General features: G+C 66.7%; 21 protein-coding genes. 9 read left to right on the top strand and 12 right to left on the bottom strand.

The genetic code is table 11. The annotated features are described in order from the left end of the window. The first annotated feature begins 91 nt into the window (after window positions 1-91). Window positions 92-619, top strand: a complete 528-nt coding sequence (locus tag IRT45_RS01330; RefSeq protein ID WP_194804026.1) for a YbaB/EbfC family nucleoid-associated protein — start codon at window positions 92-94, stop codon at window positions 617-619. Here the strand turns inward: IRT45_RS01330 and IRT45_RS01325 are convergent. Then, window positions 598-1,839: a hypothetical protein gene (locus tag IRT45_RS01325; RefSeq protein ID WP_194804025.1), complete on the bottom strand. Its 1,242-nt coding sequence runs from the start codon at window positions 1,837-1,839 to the stop codon at window positions 598-600. The genes IRT45_RS01330 and IRT45_RS01325 overlap by 22 nt on opposite strands. Window positions 1,840-5,001: 3,162 nt before the next feature. On the opposite strand from IRT45_RS01325, the gene IRT45_RS01320 reads away from it, so the two are divergent. From IRT45_RS01320 to IRT45_RS01295, 6 genes are all read left to right on the top strand, one after another. Then, window positions 5,002-5,451 (top strand): hypothetical protein, encoded by a 450-nt coding sequence (locus tag IRT45_RS01320; RefSeq protein ID WP_194804024.1) that lies wholly within the window; start codon window positions 5,002-5,004, stop codon window positions 5,449-5,451. A gap of 10 nt (window positions 5,452-5,461) precedes the next feature. Beyond that, window positions 5,462-6,562, top strand: coding sequence for a hypothetical protein (locus IRT45_RS01315; RefSeq protein ID WP_194804023.1), 1,101 nt, complete (start codon window positions 5,462-5,464; stop codon window positions 6,560-6,562). A gap of 333 nt (window positions 6,563-6,895) precedes the next feature. Beyond that, window positions 6,896-7,744, top strand: a complete 849-nt coding sequence (locus tag IRT45_RS01310) for a hypothetical protein (RefSeq protein WP_194804022.1) — start codon at window positions 6,896-6,898, stop codon at window positions 7,742-7,744. 84 nt (window positions 7,745-7,828) lie between these two features. Next, entirely contained in the window at window positions 7,829-8,080 is a 252-nt protein-coding gene (locus IRT45_RS01305) for a hypothetical protein (RefSeq protein ID WP_194804021.1), read from the top strand. Between the two features lie 263 nt (window positions 8,081-8,343). Continuing rightward, entirely contained in the window at window positions 8,344-8,991 is a 648-nt protein-coding gene (locus tag IRT45_RS01300; RefSeq protein WP_194804020.1) for a hypothetical protein, read from the top strand. 17 nt (window positions 8,992-9,008) lie between these two features. Beyond that, entirely contained in the window at window positions 9,009-9,359 is a 351-nt protein-coding gene (locus IRT45_RS01295; protein WP_194804019.1) for a toxin-antitoxin system YwqK family antitoxin, read from the top strand. 219 nt (window positions 9,360-9,578) lie between these two features. Here the strand turns inward: IRT45_RS01295 and IRT45_RS01290 are convergent, their stop codons facing one another. The 5 genes from IRT45_RS01290 to IRT45_RS01270 all read right to left on the bottom strand — a co-directional run bounded on the left by IRT45_RS01290 (window position 9,579) and on the right by IRT45_RS01270 (window position 12,803). Then, window positions 9,579-9,905 (bottom strand): hypothetical protein, encoded by a 327-nt coding sequence (locus tag IRT45_RS01290; RefSeq protein ID WP_194804018.1) that lies wholly within the window; start codon window positions 9,903-9,905, stop codon window positions 9,579-9,581. A 33-nt stretch (window positions 9,906-9,938) separates the two neighbouring features. Then, window positions 9,939-11,582: a WXG100 family type VII secretion target gene (locus IRT45_RS01285; RefSeq protein WP_194804017.1), complete on the bottom strand. Its 1,644-nt coding sequence runs from the start codon at window positions 11,580-11,582 to the stop codon at window positions 9,939-9,941. 46 nt (window positions 11,583-11,628) lie between these two features. Beyond that, complete coding sequence (locus IRT45_RS01280) at window positions 11,629-11,979, bottom strand: hypothetical protein (RefSeq protein WP_194804016.1); 351 nt, start codon at window positions 11,977-11,979, stop codon at window positions 11,629-11,631. Window positions 11,980-12,148: 169 nt separating this feature from the next. After that, window positions 12,149-12,457, bottom strand: coding sequence for a DUF6802 family protein (locus IRT45_RS01275; protein WP_030513482.1), 309 nt, complete (start codon window positions 12,455-12,457; stop codon window positions 12,149-12,151). A 154-nt stretch (window positions 12,458-12,611) separates the two neighbouring features. Continuing rightward, window positions 12,612-12,803 carry a PspC domain-containing protein gene (locus IRT45_RS01270; RefSeq protein ID WP_039776600.1) on the bottom strand — a complete coding sequence of 64 codons (192 nt, stop codon included), beginning with the start codon at window positions 12,801-12,803 and terminating at the stop codon, window positions 12,612-12,614. Between the two features lie 147 nt (window positions 12,804-12,950). Between IRT45_RS01270 and IRT45_RS01265 the strand changes: the two genes are divergently transcribed. Then, window positions 12,951-14,615, top strand: a complete 1,665-nt coding sequence (locus tag IRT45_RS01265; RefSeq protein ID WP_194804015.1) for an ABC-F family ATP-binding cassette domain-containing protein — start codon at window positions 12,951-12,953, stop codon at window positions 14,613-14,615. Between the two features lie 58 nt (window positions 14,616-14,673). Continuing rightward, on the top strand, window positions 14,674-15,108 hold the full coding sequence (locus IRT45_RS01260) for a hypothetical protein (RefSeq protein ID WP_194804014.1): 435 nt from the start codon (window positions 14,674-14,676) through the stop codon (window positions 15,106-15,108). Between the two features lie 13 nt (window positions 15,109-15,121). Here the strand turns inward: IRT45_RS01260 and IRT45_RS01255 are convergent, their stop codons facing one another. The 6 genes from IRT45_RS01255 to rplM all read right to left on the bottom strand — a co-directional run bounded on the left by IRT45_RS01255 (window position 15,122) and on the right by rplM (window position 20,715). After that, on the bottom strand, window positions 15,122-16,129 hold the full coding sequence (locus tag IRT45_RS01255) for a hypothetical protein (protein WP_194804013.1): 1,008 nt from the start codon (window positions 16,127-16,129) through the stop codon (window positions 15,122-15,124). After that, window positions 16,116-17,483, bottom strand: a complete 1,368-nt coding sequence (locus IRT45_RS01250; RefSeq protein WP_194804012.1) for a hypothetical protein — start codon at window positions 17,481-17,483, stop codon at window positions 16,116-16,118. Before IRT45_RS01250 ends, IRT45_RS01255 begins: the two co-directional genes overlap by 14 nt. Further along, window positions 17,480-17,887, bottom strand: a complete 408-nt coding sequence (locus tag IRT45_RS01245; protein WP_309240748.1) for a hypothetical protein — start codon at window positions 17,885-17,887, stop codon at window positions 17,480-17,482. Before IRT45_RS01245 ends, IRT45_RS01250 begins: the two co-directional genes overlap by 4 nt. A gap of 302 nt (window positions 17,888-18,189) precedes the next feature. Continuing rightward, window positions 18,190-19,557 (bottom strand): phosphoglucosamine mutase, encoded by a 1,368-nt coding sequence (gene glmM / locus IRT45_RS01240; protein ID WP_194804011.1) that lies wholly within the window; start codon window positions 19,555-19,557, stop codon window positions 18,190-18,192. A gap of 205 nt (window positions 19,558-19,762) precedes the next feature. After that, window positions 19,763-20,275 carry a 30S ribosomal protein S9 gene (gene rpsI / locus IRT45_RS37435; RefSeq protein WP_194804010.1) on the bottom strand — a complete coding sequence of 171 codons (513 nt, stop codon included), beginning with the start codon at window positions 20,273-20,275 and terminating at the stop codon, window positions 19,763-19,765. Further along, window positions 20,272-20,715: a 50S ribosomal protein L13 gene (gene rplM / locus IRT45_RS01230; RefSeq protein ID WP_036498285.1), complete on the bottom strand. Its 444-nt coding sequence runs from the start codon at window positions 20,713-20,715 to the stop codon at window positions 20,272-20,274. The genes rpsI and rplM overlap by 4 nt, the downstream gene beginning before the upstream one ends. Between the last annotated feature and the right edge of the window lie 150 nt (window positions 20,716-20,865).

The following is a 20,865-nucleotide window of genomic DNA, read 5'->3' as shown; positions in this document are numbered from 1 at the left end:
TCGCCCGGCGCGCACGAGAACGGTGGGAACCGATCGCCGCCGCGTCGCGTCGGATATGTTGACGGCTGGTTTTCGACGGAGGGGTGGACAAATGGCGGACGCCGAGCGGGAGGCCGCGCGGGCGCGGAACGAGGCGTTACGACTGGAAGTCGATTCCCTCCTGGCGACCTTCGAACAGCAGAAGCGCGAGCTCGCCGACGTACAGGAACGGTTGGCCGCGACGACGGCCGAGGCCTGGTCCGCGGACAATCTGGTCCGGGTCGTCGCCAATGTCGCGGGCGTGGTGGTGGAGGTTCATCTGGAACCCGAGGCGTTCAAGCGGTCGACTCCGGAGAAACTCGGTCGGTCGATGGCCGAGGCCGCGCAGGCCGCCGCCCGTCGCGCCGGCGAATTGTCGCAGCAGGCGCTGGCGCCCATCCAGGACGTCGCCGGTGACGTACCCGACCTCTCCGACATTCTTCCGGGCGCACCCAGCATCAAAGATCTGATGAACTCGCTGCTGCCCGATCCGGCGTCGAACGCACCGGCGCAACCGGATTCGCCGGAGCCCAGGGCGTTCGACGACGAGGACGAGGACGACTACTACCGCAACCGCGGCTACCTGCGGGGGGAGAGATGAGCACGTTCAAGGCAGATCCGGCCGCCCTGCGGTCGACCGAGCCCCGGTACAACGACGTCTCGGACCGGGTGATCACCGCGGTGCAGAACCTGAAGCGGATCGTCGAGGCCGAGGGCCGATGCTGGGGTGACGACGAAATCGGCGAGAAGTTCGCGAAGGGGTACGTCGATCCCGCCGGTAAGGCCGTCACGACGGGCGGCAATCTCGGCGCCATCCTCAGCAGTATGGCGGGCAACATGCGCTCCGCGGCCGAAACGCTGCAGGCGCAGGACCAGTCCAACGCCGGTGCGATCGCTCAGACCCAGTTCTGATCTGCGCCGGATATGGGTATCGAAATCCCCACCGAATTGCAGTGGGTTGCGAAATATGTTGTCGGCGCAGGTGATTGGCCGAAGGGTGACGAGACCGCGATGCGGCGGCTCGCCGACGGCTGGGATCAACTCGCCGACGCCCTGACCGAAATTCAGACCGATGCCGGATCGGTCACCACTTCCGCCTTGGCCGCCGTCGACGGCAAGACGCACGAGGCGATCAAGGAGTTCTGGGATCAGGTCGCGGGCGACAAAGGCCTGTGGCCGGGCCTGATCGAGGAAGTCAAGGGACTGAGCAAGGACCTCGACGACACCGCCACCGATATCGAACATACGAAATACGTCATCATCGCGACCCTGGTGATCTTCGCGATCCAGATGATCCAGGCGATCGCCACGGCGTGTACGGGTATCGGGGCGCCCGCCGCCGCGGCCGAGGAGGCGGCGGCGCAGGTCGCCGCGCGTTTGACCATCCGCCAGATCATCAAGTGGCTGATCCAGAAGATTTCCACCCGGGCGCTGGCCAAGGCCGCGATCATCGGTGTGGCGCAGGGCGCCGGTGTCGACGCGGGCGCCAGTCTGCTGCAGATGGCGCAGGGGAAGCGCGGTGGATTCACCGGCGAGGAAGTGAAAGGGTTGTTCGCCGAAAGCGTTTCGGGCGCCGTCGGCGGTGCGGTGGGCGCGAAGCTCGGCTCCGACGGCCTCGCCAAGGGGCTCGTCGACAAGGCCGGGTCGACTGCCGGTAAATTCGCCGCGCGCACGGCCGCCGATGCCGTCGGCGGCGCGGTCGGATCGGTCGCCGGAACCGCCGCGAGCGTCCCGTTCGGCGGGAAATTCGAGATCGACCCGACCACACTCGCGACGTCGTCGGTCGCCGGGGCGGCCCAGGGTGCGGTCGGGCAGGTGCACGAGGGGCGGACCGCTCCCGCGAGCCACGAATCCGGAACGACGGACACCGGGGAGGCGGGGAGTTCCGATTCCGCTGCTGGACAGAACCATTCGAATGGCGGGCACGGCAACTCGACCGGCACACATTCGGGTGACGGAACGAGCTCGGCGCAGCCGGAACCGTCGTCCCCGGCGCACGAGAATGCGCCCGCACCGTCCCCGGCTCACGACAGCACGCCGACCGGTCCCGCACATGCCGGCGACACCAGCGCACAGCCGTCACCCCACACCTCGGAGCCCGGCCCCGCCGGCCCCGAGACGGGCACGACCGCACACAACACCGATTCGGCGCCGGCACCGGACCGAACCGCCCAGCCGGATCACGGGAACGGATCTCCGGAACATACGGAAAACACTGCGCCGCAACACGACACCGGTCCGGCGGATACATCGCAAGCCCCGCGCACATCGGGGACGGAGCCCGCGCCGTCCGAACATTCCGTCCCGGTGGATCATTCGGTACCCGAGCAGTCACCCCGCCCCGGGTCGAGCCTGAACTGGGACACCGACTCGCCGTCTCCGTCCGAGACCACACATCCGGGCGCTTCCGAGACCTCGCCGCCCTCCCACGACACACCGCCGGGCACCCAACCGGCGCCGGACCATGCCGCACCTCAGCATCCGGATGCGAGTTCGCCCCCACACGATGCGCCGGCGACGACTCGGCCGGAAACCGACCAGCCGGGCGCACCGCATTCGGATCCGGCGACACCACCTTCCGCTGCGCACCCCGATTCCCCTGCGGCAGTACCGGATCCGTCGCGACACCCGGATGCCGGAACGCCTGTCGGCCGGCCCGACTCACCATCACCGCAACCCGATCCGGCGCAACCCACGGCAACGCCGCACGGCAGTTCGGTCGACCCGGCCGCAGCGCCGCACCCCGGCGGTGACCGGACGCCGACTCCGGCCGAGGCCACCCCGGCAACCACGCACGCCGCGACCGCCGACACCCCCGCGGCCACGACGCCGTCGGCGGCGCCCTCGATGGGGTCGCTGGGATCTCTCGGTTCCGCCGGTGGTGAAGGTGCGCATCGGCCGAGCACCCCGGCTCACACCCCGGCTCACGCGGATACACCGCACTCCGACCCTCGATCGGCAGCGCCGCACATCGGATCCGAAACCGCGTCGCGCCCGGACAATTCCCGGTCCCCGCGCGACAACGCGCGAACCGACACTCCCCCGGCGAGCAGGACCGAGTCCCCGCGTCCGGCGCCATCCGCGCCGCGAACGACGGCCCGCCCGGAGCCGGGTCGTCACACACCCGGCTCGACCGCCGCCGACCACGCTCCGGCGCGCCCTCGGCCGGAGTCGACCCCACCTCCGGCACGTACTCCGGAGCCGAGCCGCACACCGGTTCCGCATGACCGAAACGGGCACGCGCAGAACAGGGATACCGCCGAGCCGGCTGTCGACCGAGCGTCCGGCGCTGCCGCGAATGATTCGGAATCCCAGGCTCCGAACGGAACTCGGAACGGGTCACCTGAGTCGGCCGATGCGCCGGGTCGCGGTTCCGCACACCCGGGTGACGCCGAAACCCCGGTCCACCGAACCGGCGAGCAACACCCGACCGACGATGCGACCGCCGCACCCCGCGCCCACTCCGATGCTGAACCGCCCGGTCCCGCGCGATCAGGCCCCGAACACAGCGCGGAAGCGGAACCGCCCGCAGCGACGCCGCAGCCGCCTCCGCACCGCCCGGGTTTCGACCCCGCGGTGCACGCATACGTCGCCCGTCACAACGACGGCCGGATGATCCACATGGATCCCTTCTACTCGGGCCGATACAACCCCCACATCGACCGCTACCAGCCCACGCCGGAGGAGATCTCCGCGGCCCGCGCCCACCCGCCCGGGGAAAGCCCGCACGATCTGGAAGTCCGCCGCTGGGAGGAGCATCGCGCCCGCGCAACGGAAGAGCCTGCCGCACAGGAGCTTTCACCTGCTCGTGCGCGCGAGGCCGCAACCGCACACGACTCGTCCCCGGAAGGCACCGCTCATCCGGACCGCCCGGCCGAGCGCACTCCCACACCGAGCGATCGCGCCGGAACACCGCACGAGCGGAACACGCCCCCACACGATCGCACCGACACCGCCCACGATCGTCCCGCCAACGCCCCCGAACATCCGGCCCGGCCAGCCGAACGCCCGGAAACCCCACCGCTGCGCCGCGAACCCGAACCGGCAACCCCGCCCCGCTGGGCCCACCACGACCCGAACTTCCTCGACAACGCCCTGCGCCCACCGGAATGGATGCGGCGCAGCGCAACCCCGTCACACGGCACCCACCCGGCACCGCATCCCGAAGCACCCCGCCCGAACGGCACCCACCCCCACTCGACGCCCCCTCCGGAAGCTCACCGACCGACCGGCCGACCGACCACACCCGAATCACCCCGCCCCAACCACCCGCACCCGGAATCCCCACGGCCGAACCACCCGCACCCGGAAACCCCGCGGCCGAACAGACCCCACCCGGAGACATCCCGCCCGAACCACCGCCCCGGTGAGTCGGCACCTCGCCCGGAGTCAGGTCCCCGACCCCGTCCGGAGGGGACCACACCACGTCCGGAAACACCACGCCCCTCCCATCGACCCGCCGAGCCGTCACCGGCCCGCCCCGATCCCACCGCGCGGACACAACCGGAGCGGGCGGGCCGGCCACATCCCGACACCTCGGCCGGTCCCGGACGCCGTCCGGTTCCGGGGCCCGACGCCCGCAACACGCCCCGACCGACAGGCCACAACAACCCATCGCAAACCGCCGGCCATCCGGCCGGGGACCAAGCGACGCACACAAACTCGAACCGGACGTCGTCGGGCCCGCCGCACACTGGCCCCAGCATGCAACACCCGGCGCCCCACCAAGCGCTGGGAACGCCCCCACCTCAGCATTCACACCCAACCCCCGATCGCGGGAGTCGCACCGCTTGGCGACGCCTGCTGGGCACACTGGGTATCGGTCGAAATACCCATGGCGCCTCTAGTCCCGATGCACCATCTGACACCGGCACTCACAACGACCCGAGTACCAACCAGCATCCCGGACACCCGGCCTCGGCTGATGGATGGTTTACACAGCACGGTGGCGATCTGAATCACCCACTGGCTACGACGAGAATGATGGATCAGTACGTCGGCGAACAGATTCCTGGGCGTCGGTGGCCCACAGGAGTCTGGTATTACGATGATGTGGGTCGCCAGCAATTTCGCCTCAGAATCCACGAAGGACGGATTTACGATGCTCAGGGAAGACTTTTCGATACCAGGTCGGGTGTGAGCGTCTGGAACGGGCAGGGTAACGCTATCTTCGTTATGGATGAGCATGGAAATCTCTACGCCTCGCTCTTTCAACAGCCCGGCGTGTTCCACCACTCCAGCTTTCTTGCAGGGGCACCGGTCGCCGGTGCCGGAGAGTTGGTCGTCATAAACGGTGAACTCCAAATGATCACCGATAGCAGCGGCCATTATCGTCCCAGCCACGGTTACACGTTGCAGGTGGTCGACCGGTTGCGAGCAATGGGAGTTCAAATAACACGCGACCAGATCAGACTGACACCGGACGCATCGTAGAAGGGTTCTTATGAGCGAGATGTGGCGGTCCGTTGTGGACGCTATCGTCTACAACATCGAGTACTACCCCGATCTCGGCCCTGATGCCGTAGACGGCACGGCGCGGGCGCTTCTTGTTCAACCCCTGTGGAATATGACTCCACAGGAAGAATACGAAGCGATACAACATGCTGTTCAGACCCATGGACCCATAACATCAATACCTACAGCACATAACGAAGCTGCGATACGAGACTTTTTAAGTCGCGTGCTGAGTCGCCTGGACGAAATGAAGCCATGGCCTGAACCACGGTTCCAGACCGTACCCATACTTCGCTGGCCGGAGTTTCTCAACGCCCCTCTTATCGCCATAATAAACGCACCCTTCCCTTATATTCAGGACAGAGTCGGACAGGCATTCGGGCAGCCTCCGGGCGAACGCCGGTACTACCTTCTGATGAAACTCGGGTCCGGAGTCGAAATCGGCCTGATCTGGCCTCACAACGAGGATCAAACGAGAACCGCCTTGGTAGCGCTCGATCCGCGATCCCCGACCGAAATCATCGAGGAACTCCTCGATGCAACAACTCTGGCACCGGAGATAATTACCCCACTCCAGCCCTCCGGGGCCGCTGCTCACCCTGCAGAAAAACCACTGTTCGCGACGACTCCGTTGCTACCGGAGTTCCACGGCGAAAACCTACCCGGAAATACCATCTGGCCAGGAAAGCAGGTTCGCTATCTGACCGATCAGGAACGGCCACCCTATCGAATCGTGTTCGAAAACGGCCTGGCTTACGACAGTAATATGCAACCCCTGGATACCAGGGGGAGCGCTACGCTCTGGTCCCCCCAAGGTGGTCGAGCGATATTTGTCATGGATGCTTTCGGGAATCTCTACTGGTCACCATGGCATGTCCTCGGGCAATTCCATCACTCCAGCCTCCTTGCAGGCGCCCCTGTGGCAGGTGCCGGAGAGATCGGCGCAAAAGAAGGCAGGATATTCTTGATATCCGACAAGAGCACACATTACCGCCCGAGACAACGTTTCACCTGGCAAGTCGCGGAATCCCTACGCAGTCGAGGGGTGCCCTTCACGGACTCTCAGTTAGAGATTCACTCCGACCGATAAGTTCCAGCCGTCAGCCGCACTGTATCTAGCCTAAAACGCCGTCGATCCGCCGGTTGTTACAGCGTGGTACTCGCCATCAGATCGTGGAAGTCGTGCAAAATCCGGCCGGTGACCGCCACACCGGAGTCAGATACCTGATACGCGCGAGAGGTCTGCCGCCCGACGGGGCGGTTCGGTCGTAGACTTACTTCGCGTCACCCGGCACTGTCACATGGCGGAAACGTTGGGACAAGGACGGAAAAATGACGGCGGGCACCGATATTTCCGGACCCGAAGAATGATCGAATAGCAGGAGAATCGACCAAACGAACTCTCGTAGACGGGATCATCATCGTGAACTCCTGGGACGACACCAGCTACAACTGGGGCCCACTCCCGCCGCCGGGGACGCCCGAGTATCCGGAACCGAAACCGCAGCGCGATCCGCTCGAAGGGCGATACGAGCCGTGGACTCGCAAGCCCTTGTTCTACTGGCCGATCCTGATCCGCGGTGAGTTCGTCGGTCACATTTGGGCGTCGCAGCACCACAAGTCCGCCGGACTGGTTCGCATCCTGAGTCGTGACGACTTCTCCTGGATGGATGTCTGGCGGGAACGGCTCGACGCTGGTTGCAAGGAGGGATTACGTCCCGTCGATGCTGTACAGCGCTGGGTCGGTGCCCCCGAAGACCCCATCGGCGGGTACATCCCCGGCGACGCCCCTGTGCTCGACGCGCCGAATCTCGACACTCTGTACCAGCGCACCAACCCCGGCGGACCTGCGGCACCGGGGCCTCTCATTCAAGACGGCGAATTCCCCGACGGCACGCCAGTGAACCGCGCGCAGGGCTGGGGACCACTCGTCTCTGCACCCACCACCACCTACCCCGCCACCACTGACTCACCGATTCGGTATCTTCCGATTACCAAGAGCGGCAACCTCATTGCCTACCTGTGGGCGTCGACCGCCAACGATGCGGCCGGCTACCTGCCCCGCACGGCAGCAGGCAGAACCGCACAAATCGCCGCCGGCCTCTGGAAACTTCGCATCACCCAAGGCTACGAACAGAACGTTCCACCGCTCGAAATCCTCGACAGATGTCGCAGCTTCCCCGAAGACCACATGTCGGGCATGATCCAACCCAACATGCCGGACGCGGAGCTTCCCACACTGCAACAGCTCGTAAATCTTGCCCAGCAGTAGCGGATTCACCGCACAAGCTCGGTCGGCAGGGCTCGAGCTCGACTTCACGACCACCCGATGTACACGGATGAAAGGGAACGACCTGTGGCGGAGGCGATCGTCAGTGACAAGTTCACTTTCGCCAACGGCGACACTGGCGTGGTCCTTGCCATGCAGAGCGGCGACTTCGCCAGTAGTGACTTCGTTCTCGTCAGCAGGATGGGCAAGACGATAGGACAAACGATCATTTTTCCGAGGGACGGAAGCACTTCCGGAGCGAAAGCCAAGGGCACCCCACCGCAAGCGCTGGTGAAAGGTGTGACATGCGAACTCGGCGACAAGATCGAGTCCAGATGACCCAGCAGTTCTGGTCGGCCGATCCCGGGCAAGGGCCACACGATTCGTATGAACCTCCGCTGCCGCCAACGAATTACCGGCACCCTGCCGCCCCACCAGGCGACGAACCTCCAGGCGGTTTCCGTGCACCGAGGGCACCTCGCGCCACCTACGAGGGCTGGACCAGGAATCCTGTCATATATGTGCCTGTCATACGGCGCGGCGAATTCATGGGGTGCCTCTGGGCATCGGCGACCCACAACTCCGCCGGTTTCATCCGCAAGATGTCGGGCGGCGATCCACTGGCCGACCCGTCGTGGACCGCGATCGACACGTGGGAGGACCGGCTGGTCGCCGCCTATGCAGACCGGCTCCCGGTCCAGCAAGCGGTACAGCAGTGGATCGGTGTGGCGGAGCATCCCGAGGGTGGTGGAATACCCGCCGGCGCTTCGGTCAGGCGAGCGGAAAGTCTCGCTGCTCTCTACGAATTGGTGAACCCGGGCGGCCCTCCTCCGCCCAACCCACTGGTACAGGACGGCACGTACCCCGACGGCACGCCGGTCGACCGCTCACAGGGCTGGGGACCGCTGGTCGGCGCCCCATTGCGCCGCTACGCAACCAGCACATCCAGTGCAGTCCGCTATCTGCCGATAGTGAAGGAGGGTCGGCATATCGGCTATCTCTGGGCCTCGGTCGAGAACGACGCCGCCGACTACCTTCCTCTCCGGTCCGCCGGCAAGACAGCGCACATCGCCGCCGGCCTCTGGCAATCGCGACTGAGCCAGGGGTACAAGCAGAAAGTCCCGCCACTGCAGACTCTCCACGGCAGTCGCCGCCATCCTGAAGACCGCCTCTCCGGGATGATCCAGCCGAACGCCGTGGAAGACGAACTTCCGTCGCTGGAACGATTGAAGGCGCTCGCCCAGCAATAACACCTTCACGAGGCAAGATGAGCCGAATCGATATCAACGTCGACCCCATCACCTGGGGTGAGGACCTGCGCTTGGAGTACCGCGGGGAGCTCTTTTCAGGAGAAGCCGTGGAGATGCTCGGCGACCAACTGCTGTCCCAGGAGTTCTACGTGAACGGAATCCGCCACGGGCCGAGCCGAAAGTGGTGGGCCGACGGACGGATGATGTCCGAAGGGGAAATGATTGCCGGCAACCCTTCCGGAGTCTTCCGGAAATGGCACCCCAACGGCCGTGTGGCGGAAGAAGTCCATTTCGACGACAACGGGATGCTGGTCGCCCGGTATCGATCGGACGAGAGGCAAGGCGGTGCCTGCCTCCTTCGCAACTGACGGCACATGGATTTGGTCGCGCGCAGTCGCGTACTACCTGCGAGAACACGATGTCGTTCCGGAACCTGCACTCCTGGGCACATCCGAGAATGTGGTTATACAGCTGCACAGCCGGGCCCCGCCGAGCTGTCGGTCGCTGGGCGCATGCTTCGATCCGCGAAGAGAGACAACGACCTGTGACCGACTCGTCCCGGTAGTGGCAGACGCAAGCCTGCCGGTTCAGACCAGCCAGCTCTTGCGACGATAGTAGGCGTCGTCCTCGTCTTCGTCGTCGATCGGGGCGACGGCCTGGTTGGCTTTGCGGGCGGCCGCGGCGCGGGCTATCGCTTCGCGTTGCTCACGGGCCTCTTCCTCTTGACGCTCGCGTTCCTCGGCTTCGGCGGCGGCCAGGCGTTCGGCTTCGGCGACGCCTCGGTCGATCTCCGCGGCGAGATGTGCGCCATTGGCGGCGAGTCGGCGTTGAGCTTCCTCGTAATCCTCATTGTGGTTGCGCAGCCAGCGGTTGTGTTCGTACATCACCTCTTCGAGGTGGCGGGCGAGGTCCATCTCAATTCTCCCGAGTTGTCAGCGGCGGACGAGTCAGAGTGGGCCCGCCTCCGCCAGTTCCGCGCCCGAGCCGTTGGGATCGGGCGGCGGCCCCTGCGGCAGGACGGCCGACGGCTTGTGATCGGTTTCGGAATCACGGCGAGGCGGCGGGGGTGTAGTCGGCGGGGTGACCGGATTGGCTTGGCTCCCACCATTGTCGCTCGACTGACCACCTCCGGCGGGTGGTTGTTGGTCGGTCGGCTTCGGTGGCGGAGGTGCCTGATCATCGTTGCCCGGCTTACCGACACCGCTGTCCTGCTTCTGCTCGGTCTCCTCAGGCTTGCGGCCGTCACCGGGTGGCTGACCATCACCTGCGGGCGAGTCGCCGGGATGCCCCGTGTCCCCCTCCGCACCTGGCTTCTTGTCCTCGGTGTTGATCACCGGGTTGCCGTGCTCGTCCAACTTCATGCTGTAGGTCTTCTCGTCGCCCGAACCGTCGGACATCATGACCTTCAGTTCACCGTTCGGTCCCATCTCGAACTTCAGATGTCTTCCGGCGATATCGAATTCGGCATTCGGTTTACCGTCCGCGGAGCCCTTCGCGTCGTGCGGCTGCAGCAGCGACTGCACTTGCTGCAGGGCACCGTCGAACCCCTGCTGGATCGCGGTGGACAACGCCGTCGCTCCCTGGGTCAGCGACTGCCCGAGCGTACTGACCACCGGCGAGAGCTGGGATGCGACCTGGCTGATCTGCGCGAGCCCGTCGAGGCCGGAGGTAATCGTCGGCGAAACCGACGACGGTACGGTGTTCCCTGGCGTCGATTGATTACTGGGAACCGAATTAGCCGGAGCCGGCCCCGGATTGGCGGGTGCCGGGCCCGTATTGCTCGGAGAGGGCCCCGTGTTACTCGGTTGGGACGGCTGCGGAGTCCCAGCCGGTATCGGGTAGGCCGAGACATCCAACCTGTCGAGCGCATCCGATATGCCGCCGTAGAGCCGCTCGATCGTTGTTTTCGTTTGCGCACACAGGGCGTTGAAGGATTGGAGAGTTTCCTCCACACCGTGTACGAAAACCGTTCGTAGCCAGTCCGTGGCGGTGGGCCCGTACTCCTTGGCGAGTGGCATCGACACCGCCGGGGCATAAGTACCGGGATTCTTGTACTCGGCCGCCACCATGATCATCCAGTCGATTTTTTGACGCCCTGCGGAACCGTCGAAATCCGGACCGTCTTCTCTCCAATACTTCTTGACCGCTTCCGCCTTGCCCAGGACCGCATTTCGCAGCGAACCGGACGCAAACGCCAAACCCAATGCCGCCGACCTGACCTGGTCGTAGTCCGTCTGCGCACGCCGAACCTGCTGGTCGAGCAGGGCATGGGCTTCGTCTCCGGCAGTGCCTTGCCAAATGGACGGCAGGGCGCCGAGCTGCGTCTTCTGAAGTTCCAGTTCGGTATTGGCCTCGCCGACCACGCGGCTGAGATCCTGTGCGACACCGTCCAAAGCGGCCAGATCCATGCCCCGCTCGGTATCGTATTTGGCACACAGGGATTCGTAGGATGGCATGTCGGCTCGACCGAACCCGAGAAGCTTATTGACCTGCGCGTACCGGGGCAGATATTCCTGGAAGAACATCAGCCCGGTGCAACCTTCGTCCAGGATTTTATCCGCGGACGCGTCGGTGGAAACGTTGAGAGTCACCGGGATTCACCACCACGAGTACGGCGCGCACGGCATGGGGACCACATCAGACGCGTGCCGCGGCGGGCGTTGTCGGGGTCAGATTCACTCCCGTCGCGTTGAACTTCTCGACATTGGAATCGTCGACCGTCGAGTAGGTGTTCGCGCTGGTGCTCATCGTTTCCCCCATCTTGGCGATCGCCGTCTGCCAATTCTTCAACCAGGTGGTCAGGTGTCCCAGCGAGTGGTTGATCTTGACGCCGTCGGCAGTGTAGTCACGGCCGGCCTGCGGACCTCCGAAGGTGTGCGAGGTCAACTCCGTGGTCTTGTTGTCGAGAACACCCGCCGAGCCCTTGAGATTCGTCGCCATCCGCTGAAGCGACACGACGTCCACCTTGACGTGGCCACCCGAAGCCATCGTTTAGCTCCCCTCCCTCGCTGATCTGCGGCCGACGCCACAGCCTTCCGTACTCTCTTCGACGCGCACGGACGGCGACCGGTTCCCTTTCGTACCGACCATCGCGTCCGGATGCGCACGCAGCGAATCTACTTGCCGGGCCGTCGGTCGAAAACCGAAGGCACGCCGCTCACTTGCCCATCTTGCCCTTGTCCACCTGCACCCACTCGGTGCGGCCGTCCGGGTAGTGGTGGAATTCCCAGGCGGAGTAGTCGCCGCCGTCGTCGACGATGCTGACGTGGTCGGCGTAGCCATCGTGGTCCATATCGGACCAGACTTCCATCGAGTGGTCGCTGTGGAAGGTCTCGGTGTCCAGGATGCCGTCGGCGTCGATGTCCTGGGACGGGTGGTTCAGCTCCACGGCGCCGATGCCGCCGAGGTCGGAGTGTGCGTCGACTTCCGGCAGGTCCAGGCCCGGCAGATCGCCCGAATGGATCATGTGTGTGCTCCTCGAGGACGTGCGGGAATTTCTTCCATCCTGGCATCCGGAAGTGGTGCGACGCACCTCCGGTCCGGCATGTTGTGGATAACTTACCGGCGCCGAGGTGGGCCGAGGGTTTGCCTGTGGATAACTATCGTCCTGCCGCGCCGGGCTACTGCTTCGGGATGATGAGCCACAGCACCAGGTAGACGATGAACTGCGGGCCCGGCAGCAGGCAGGAGAGGACGAACAGCAGGCGGATCACATTGGCATTCCAGCCGAAGTATTCGGCCAGGCCACCGCAGACGCCGCCGATCCACTTGTCGGAGGTCGATCGGGTGAGGCGGCGGGTGGGGGCGGTCATGACGCTCTCCTTCTGTCACGGTCGTGCGTGGTGATTCCACTGTGCTGTGCGGGCACCCCGGCGCGCATCGGGCGCGAGACCCATCCCGACCCTGATTTCCCCGGCCCGGGCTCAGGGTGATACCCCGAACCCGGCAGACTCGTGGGCGTGAGTACGACTCTGCATGCGCACGGCCTCTCGGCGGGGCACGGAGACCGGGTGCTGTTCGAGGACCTGGATCTGGTGCTGGCGCCCGGCGATGTGATCGGCCTGGTGGGGGTGAACGGGGCGGGCAAGTCGACGCTGTTGCGGATGCTGGCCGACCGTACGCCGCAGACGGGGCGGATCACGCTGAGCCCGCCCGATGCGACGATCGGCTACCTCACGCAGGAACCGGAACGCCTGGCCGACGAGACAGTGGCCCGGTTCCTGGCCCGCCGGACCGGAGTGGCGGCGGCGCAGCGCACGATGGACGCCGCGGCCGAACGGCTGGCGACCGACGACACCGCCGCCGCCGAGGACTATTCGGCGGCCCTGGAACGCTGGCTCGCACTGGGCGGCGCCGACTTGGAGCCGCGCGCCGACGAGGTGGCCGCCGAACTGGGACTCACCGAAAGTTTGCCGCAAGGCCTCGACACACCGATGGCAGCGCTGTCGGGTGGGCAGGCGGCGCGGGCCGGACTGGCCTCGGTCCTGTTGTCGCGCTTCGACATTCTGCTGCTGGACGAGCCGACCAACGATCTCGACCTGGACGGCCTGGCCCGGCTGGAGAATTTCGTGACCGGGGTGCGGACGCCGTTGATGGTGATCAGTCACGATCGCGAGTTCCTGGCGCGCACCGTCAACCGGATCGTCGAACTCGATCTCGCCCAGCAGCAGGTCGGCAGCTACGACGGCGGCTACGACTCGTACCTGGCCGAACGGGAGATCGCCCGCCGGCACGCGCGGGAGGCTTACGAGGACTACGCCGATACCAAGGCCGGGCTGGAAGCGCGGCAGGTGGTGCAACGGAATTGGCTCGAGCACGGCGTGCGCAACGCGCGCCGCAAGGCTCGCGATCCGCGAAAGGTGGACTCCGACAAGGCCGGTCGCAAGATGCGGGCCGAATCCACCGAGAAGCAGGCGTCGAAGGTGCGCCAGACCCAGCGCCGCATCGAACGGCTGGAGGTGGTGGAGGAGCCGCGCAAGGAGTGGGAGTTGCGGATGTCGATCGCCTCCGCACCGCGCAGCGGCTCGGTGGTGGCGACGCTGTCCGATGCCGTCGTGTCGCGCGGCGAGTTCGTCCTCGGTCCGGTTACCACACAGGTCGATTGGGGTGACCGGATCGTCCTGACCGGACCCAACGGGTCGGGCAAATCCACGCTGCTGGCGCTGCTGCTGGGCAAAGTGGCGCCGGATACCGGAACCGCCTCGCTGGGTTCGGGGGTAGCGATCGGCGAGGTCGATCAGGTCCGCGGACTGTTTCGTGGCGCGGCCTCGCTCGCCGACACGTTCGGCGCCGAGGTACCCGACTGGCCGGAGGCCGAGATCCGCACGCTGCTGGCCAAATTCGGGCTGCGCGGCGCTCACGTGCTGCGCGCCAACGACACCCTGTCGCCGGGCGAGCGCACGCGCGCCGCGCTGGCGCTGCTGCAGGCCCGGGGGGTCAACCTGCTGGTACTCGACGAACCGACCAACCATCTGGATCTGCCCGCGATCGAGCAGTTGGAGCAGGCCGTCGAATCCTTCGACGGCACACTGCTGTTGGTCACCCACGATCGCCGCATGCTCGATACAGTGCGGGCGACCCGGCGCTGGCACATGTCCGCCGGACAACTCACCGAGGACCGTTGACTCAATACTCGCTCGGTGTTGCGATCGCGATGCCTCGCGCGACGGCCAGGAGGCCCGGATGGAACAGATACAACTCGGTGTGGACACCCGCATCACCCTCCTGATCGCCGGCCTTCTCTTCGTCTGGGCCCTGCTGCTGGGTGTGTGGAAGTACCACGGGATGCGGACCTCGGCGGAGGGGCACGCGCCTCCCTACGTCGATATCGCACACCGCGCGGCCCTGATGTACAGCTTCGCGGCCCTGCTGCTCGCGGTCTTCGTGGAACTGTCGGACTGGCCGACGGCGGTGAATCTCGTTGCGGCGCTGATCGTTCTCGCCTTCTTCGCCGGTGCCATCGCCTCCTACTGCCTGCACGGACTGCGGCGGGATACGACCAATCAATTCCGCGGCGATATCGGGCTACCGCTGCGGTCGGCCATGTACGCGTTGATCGTCTGTGAGATCGGCGGCTTCCTCGTGCCGTTCACCGGATTCGTGCACGCCCGGTTCTGAACCCTGACGTGGTTCAGCCGGCCGCGATCCCGGTGATCAGCGTGCGTCCCGATTCCGATCGGGTGCTGATGATCTGGGTGAAAGCGTGCGGTTGTTCGTCCGGCTTCTGCTGAGTGAGGCGGACCTCCCACTGCCCCTCGTCGCCGGTTCGGGTGATCTGCACGCAGTAGCGGGTGCCGACCGGCACCTGATTGATGCCGCGCTGGATCTGGTCCGCCGGCGGCACCGACGAGTCGTCGGCGACGACCGCGCGGGCGGCGTACCCCGAACGCTGAACGTAGTACGCCCGCTCGAAGGCCAGGATGGCGTCCGGACCACTCGCGGTGCCTCCGGGGTCGGTCCCGGAAACCACCTCCGCGGTGCGCTGCTGCTCGCAACCGTCGGTGGCGATCGTCGAGGTCGCCGCGGCCGTGGTCGTGGGCGGCGGTGGGGTCGCGCTCACCGAAGTGGGCACCGGCACCGCCGCGACCATCGGTGGTTTCGTCGCGACGGTCTGGGATCGCTTCCCGGTATGGATGACGGTCAGCACCACCGAGACCACGACGATGCCCACACCGATCAAAGTGATTGCGGCCAGAAGCTTTTCACCGCGGCGGCGGTCGCGGCGCGGTCCGGCCTGGCGCGGGCGCGGACGCCGCAGCGCGGGACCGGGGTTACCGCCCGAGCGGTCGACGATATGCGGAACGAGCGTCGACTTGTCGACCAGGTCCGGATCGGTCAGCGGCCCACCGACCGGGATGCGTCGCGGCTCCGGTTCCACCTCCGGCTCGGGCTCCGGCGTCGTGCGCTGCGCCGGTTCCAGCCACTGCTCCCACTCCCCCGACGGATAGGCCGCCGACTCCGGTTCGGGCCGGGCCGGCGGCACGGCGACGGCGCCGTGATAGCCCGCCGCAGCCGGGCGGTTCGGATTTCGCCGACCCGACCGCCGCTTGCGGCCCTGCTTGCCAACGGGGGTCCGGACCATCGGCAGGCCGAGGTCGAAGGGGTTGTCCTGCTGCGGATCCGGCTCAGACCGTGTCATCGCCGAAGTCGCCGATCACGGCGGCGGGAACCGTTGTCTCGGCCGCCGGCACGGTGACACCGAGCTGGCCGTCGCGAGGTTTGTGGTCCTGTCCGCTACCGGCCGGCGGCGGCAAGGCCATACCTCCGGCCACCCCACCCGGATGTGCCGGCTCCGGCGCGGGTGCCGGTGCGGGCGCCGGTGGCCTCGGCAACGGCGCCGGGTCCGCTGGTGGCGGAAGGATGGACGACGGTGACGGGGGTGGCGGATCGGATTTGTCGGCCGGGGTCTTGTCGGCCGGCACCTTGTCGGGTGCCGGTGCGCCCGGAATGATCGAGCCCGGTCCCGTCGTTCCGGGAGCCGTCTTGCCGGGGCCGAAGTCGAACAGCTTCGCCGACTCTCCGGAATTCCCGGCCGGATTGGTCTTGTCACCGGTGGCGTGGTCCGGATTGATCAGCTGCGGTATCGCCTGGTCGACCGAGGAGGCCACCGTGTCGATGGTGTGCGTGCCGACCTCGGCGATCTTGTCGATCAGGTGGGTACCGATATCCACACCGGCATTGATGGCCGACGTGCCGACCTGCACACCGGCCTGCACGAGCAGCTGCTGCAGTTGTAGCTGGGCCAGCTGCGCCGGATCGATCGGCTGACCGGGCGCCATCCCGTATTGCGCTGGAACCGTGCCGTATTGGCCCGGAACCGCACCGTAGGCGCTGGGCAGGACCGTAGCGGGCGTATCTCCCCACGACTGCGACGAATTCAGCGCGGCCGGCGTGGTGACGGTGAGCGGACCCATCTCGTCCAATCGGCGCGAGTGATCGTCCATTTCGGTGCGTGCGGAGGTGACGGTGGTGATCGCGTCGCGCAGCGCCTGGGTGGCCCGGTTGATCACCGCATCGGTATCCGGCGCGGCGGTGGCGTTGCCGAGAATGGTTCGAGCGTCGCGCCGGAAATCGGCGATGATCCGGTCCATCCGGCCGGCCGCCCGCGCACTGGTCGCGTGGGCGTCGGCCAGGACGCCCAAATAGGCCGGGCCCCGGTCGGAGATGTCACCGATCTGAGTTTGGGTGGTGCGCAATGCCGGAACGGCCGCGTCGGAGCCCGGACCCGTCCAGGTGGATTCCAGCGCGTGGACACCGTCGCGGTGTGGTCCCTCGGTGTCGGCGGCCTGTGTGGACGCGCTGGACAGAGCGCCCGTGATGGTCGCGGCAGGCGTCGCGACTCCGGTACCCAGTGAGGCACGCAGGTCCAGCAGCGGCCGGACCAGGGTCGCGACGATCGGCGGATCCACGGACGGATCGGATGTCGTTGCGGGCGTAATGGTGTCGTTGCGCGCGGCGGTGGGCCGGCGACGCAATGCGGTCGGACGCCTCATGACCGCGACTCCGTCCGGGTGATCGCGACGGCCGAATCCTCGTCGGTGCCCTGCACACCCGCGGTATAGGTGTGCAGCCCGCGCCCGTAGGCCGAGACCAGCTTGCCCGCGGTGGACAGCGCCTGAGCGTGTTCGGAGACCGCGGCCGCGAATTTGGCGGCGAAGTCCGCCCCCACCAGCCCCAGGTCGGTGGCCAGCTGCTGTGGATCGACCGCGCCGGCCGTCACGGACGCCGCTGAAGCGAGCTGTTGGGAAACGGTATTCGCGATGGCCGTATACGCCGCCATCGCCGCGGGATCGACCCGCATCACCGTATCCGGAGCGGATGCGGTGGCGGTCGGCGGCGGCGCCGAATTCGCGGAGTCGTCGAGCGTCGGAGACTGGTCAAGCTTCAGCGGGTCCACTGTTCCCCCTCACGGAAATCAAGCTTCGCTGTCGCGTCATGATCTGCGTCCAACCATACTTCCCGGAGCCGACAGTTGCGCCCCGATCTCCGGGACCGTCGGCGCGCCGACGACCTTCACGCGCCCCCTCCAGGATCCGCCGCCGACCGCCGACACTTGCGATGACCAGCCGATATTCGGACGATGAGCGCGGACGCCGCCGTCGTGGCCGCGGCGCCCACAGCACGGCAACGGCCTATACAGCCGCACCCCTACTCGGCGTACGCACCCCGTTCATCGCGCCCCCGACGTGCCCGCGGCGCTCAGACCGCGGCCACGCACTTGGCGAGATCGTCGGCGAGTTGTTTGGCGCGATGCGAATCGGTCGCCTCGACCATGACCCGGATCAGTTGTTCGGTCCCGCTCGGGCGCAAAAGGACTCGGCCGTTGTCACCGAGCGTGCGCTCGGCCTCGGCCACCGCCTCGCGAACCTCCGGCGCGGCCGCGACCGCGGCTTTGTCGGCGACCGGGACATTGACCAGAACCTGCGGGACGGTCGTCATGACGCTCGCCAGATCGGCCAGCCCGCGACCGGTTTCGACCATCCGGGCCATCAGTTTCAGACCCGTCAGCAGCCCGTCACCGGTGGTGCCGTACCGCGGGAAGACCAGATGTCCGGACTGCTCACCGCCCAGGCTGTAGCCACCGCGGCGCAACTCCTCCAGTACGTAGCGATCGCCGACCGCGGTGGTGCGCACGGTGATTCCCGCATCGCGGAGCGCGATGTGCAGACCCAGATTGCTCATCACGGTCGCTACCAGGGTGTCCTGCACCAGCTCGCCCGATTCGTGCATCGCCAGGGCGAGGATCGCCATGATCGCGTCGCCGTCGACGACGGAACCGGAACCGTCGACCGCCAGGCAGCGATCGGCGTCGCCGTCGTGGGCCAGACCCAGATCGGCGCCGTGTTCGAGCACCGCGCGCTGAATATGCTCGAGATGTGTGGACCCGCATCGTTCGTTGATGTTGAGCCCGTTCGGCTCGGCGTTGATCGCGACCACGCGCGCGCCCGCCTCGCGGTACGCGGCCGGGCCGACGTCGGAGGCCGCGCCGTGCGCACAGTCGACGACCACGGTGACGCCGGACAGATCGCGGCCGGTGGCCTCCACCAGGTGTTCGACATAGCGCTCGTGGGTGCCGGCCAGGCTGTAATGGTCCTCGACATGACCGTCGACGCCGGAGAGACTGAGCACCCGGCCGATACCGGCGCCGGTCGGCCGCACGAAACTCTTCGCGCGGACCAGTTCCTCGATCTTGTCCTCGACACTGTCGTCGAGTTTGTGACCGCCCGCGGCGAAGATCTTGATGCCGTTGTCGGGCATGGCGTTGTGCGAGGCGGAGATCATCACGCCCAGGCAGGCGTCATAGGCGGCGGTCAGATACGCGACCGCCGGGGTCGGCAGGACCCCGACCGAGAGCACACTCATTCCGGCGGCGGTCAGACCGGCGGTCACCGCGGCCTCGAGCATCTCGCCGCTGGCGCGCGGATCGCGGCCGACCACCGCCACCGCGCGCGATCTGCCGCGGCCCAGCACCTGTGCCGCGGCCGCCGAAATCTGCAGTGCCAGTTCCGGACTCAGCGAATCGTTGGCAAGGCCGCGGACTCCGTCGGTACCGAACAAACGCCCCATCTATCTCGCCCCTCGAGTTGAATTGCGGTGGGCGCGGAGCCCCTGCGTCGCGGACGCAGGCTGCCCGCCCCGGCCTACCGTCGATCGATACAGCACGAGAGCAGGCGCCCGGGAGTGGGCGCCTGCTCTCGTACGGGGTCGCGTCGGCCGTGCTCCCACCGGCACACCGTGCGGGTGCGGATGGGAGCGGCCGCGCGCTGCAAGATCAGCGCTTCGAGTACTGCGGAGCCTTGCGGGCCTTCTTGAGGCCGTACTTCTTACGCTCGGTGGCACGCGGGTCACGCGTCAGGAAGCCGGCCCGCTTCAGGGCGGGACGGTCGTCCGGGGTGACCTCGATCAGCGCGCGGGCGATGGCGAGGCGCAGCGCGCCGGCCTGACCCGACGGGCCGCCGCCGACCAGGCGGGCGTGCACATCGAAGGTTTCGGTGCGCTCGACGGTGACCAGCGGGGACTTCACCAACTGCTGGTGCACCTTGTTCGGGAAGTAGTCCTCGATGGTGCGGCCGTTGAGCACGAACTGACCGGAACCCGGAACCAGGCGAACGCGGACCACGGCCTCCTTGCGGCGGCCGACGGTCTGCACCGGGCGGTCGATCACGACCGGCGCGGCGAAGCCCTCGGACTCGGTGTACTCGGCGTCGTAGTCGGCACCCTCGTCGACGACCTCCACGGCGGCGTCTTCGACGTATTCCTCGTTGAATTCCTCAGGAGCGGTCACTGGGCCACCTGCTTGATCTCGAACGGAACGGGCTGCTGGGCCGCGTGCGGATGCGACGCGCCACCGTAGACCTTCAACTTGCGCGCGATCTGGTTGCCCAGCTTGTTCTTCGGGATCATGCCCTTGACGGCACGCTCCACGACGCGCTCCGGCCGGGTGTCGAGCAGCTGCCCGACAGACCGGGACTTCAGGCCACCGGGGTGCCCGGAGTGGGTGTAGAGGAGCTTGTCCTCGCGCTTGTTGCCGGAGACGGCAACCTTGTCGGCGTTGATGATGATGACGAAGTCGCCACCATCGACGTTGGGGGCGTAGGTCGGCTTGTTCTTGCCACGCAGCAGATTCGCTGCCTGCACGGCAAGGCGGCCGAGCACTACGTCAGTGGCGTCGATGACGTACCACTGCCGGGTCACGTCACCCGCCTTCGGGCTGTACGTAGGCACAGTGCTTCCCTGTCTGTCGTTGATGTTCTGCCAGCCAGGCGAACGGTCGAGTGATCCCGGCGGCCGGTGGAGACCCGGGGCTCGTGGGACGGCACGGACGAATCCGCGACGTACCGCACGCCGAACGACGACGATACCAGGACCGGTCCG

Origin of the sequence: Nocardia sp. BSTN01, assembly GCF_015354405.1 — a bacterium.
Lineage (GTDB): Bacteria > Actinomycetota > Actinomycetes > Mycobacteriales > Mycobacteriaceae > Nocardia.
This window is presented reverse-complemented; position numbering and strand designations above follow the sequence as displayed.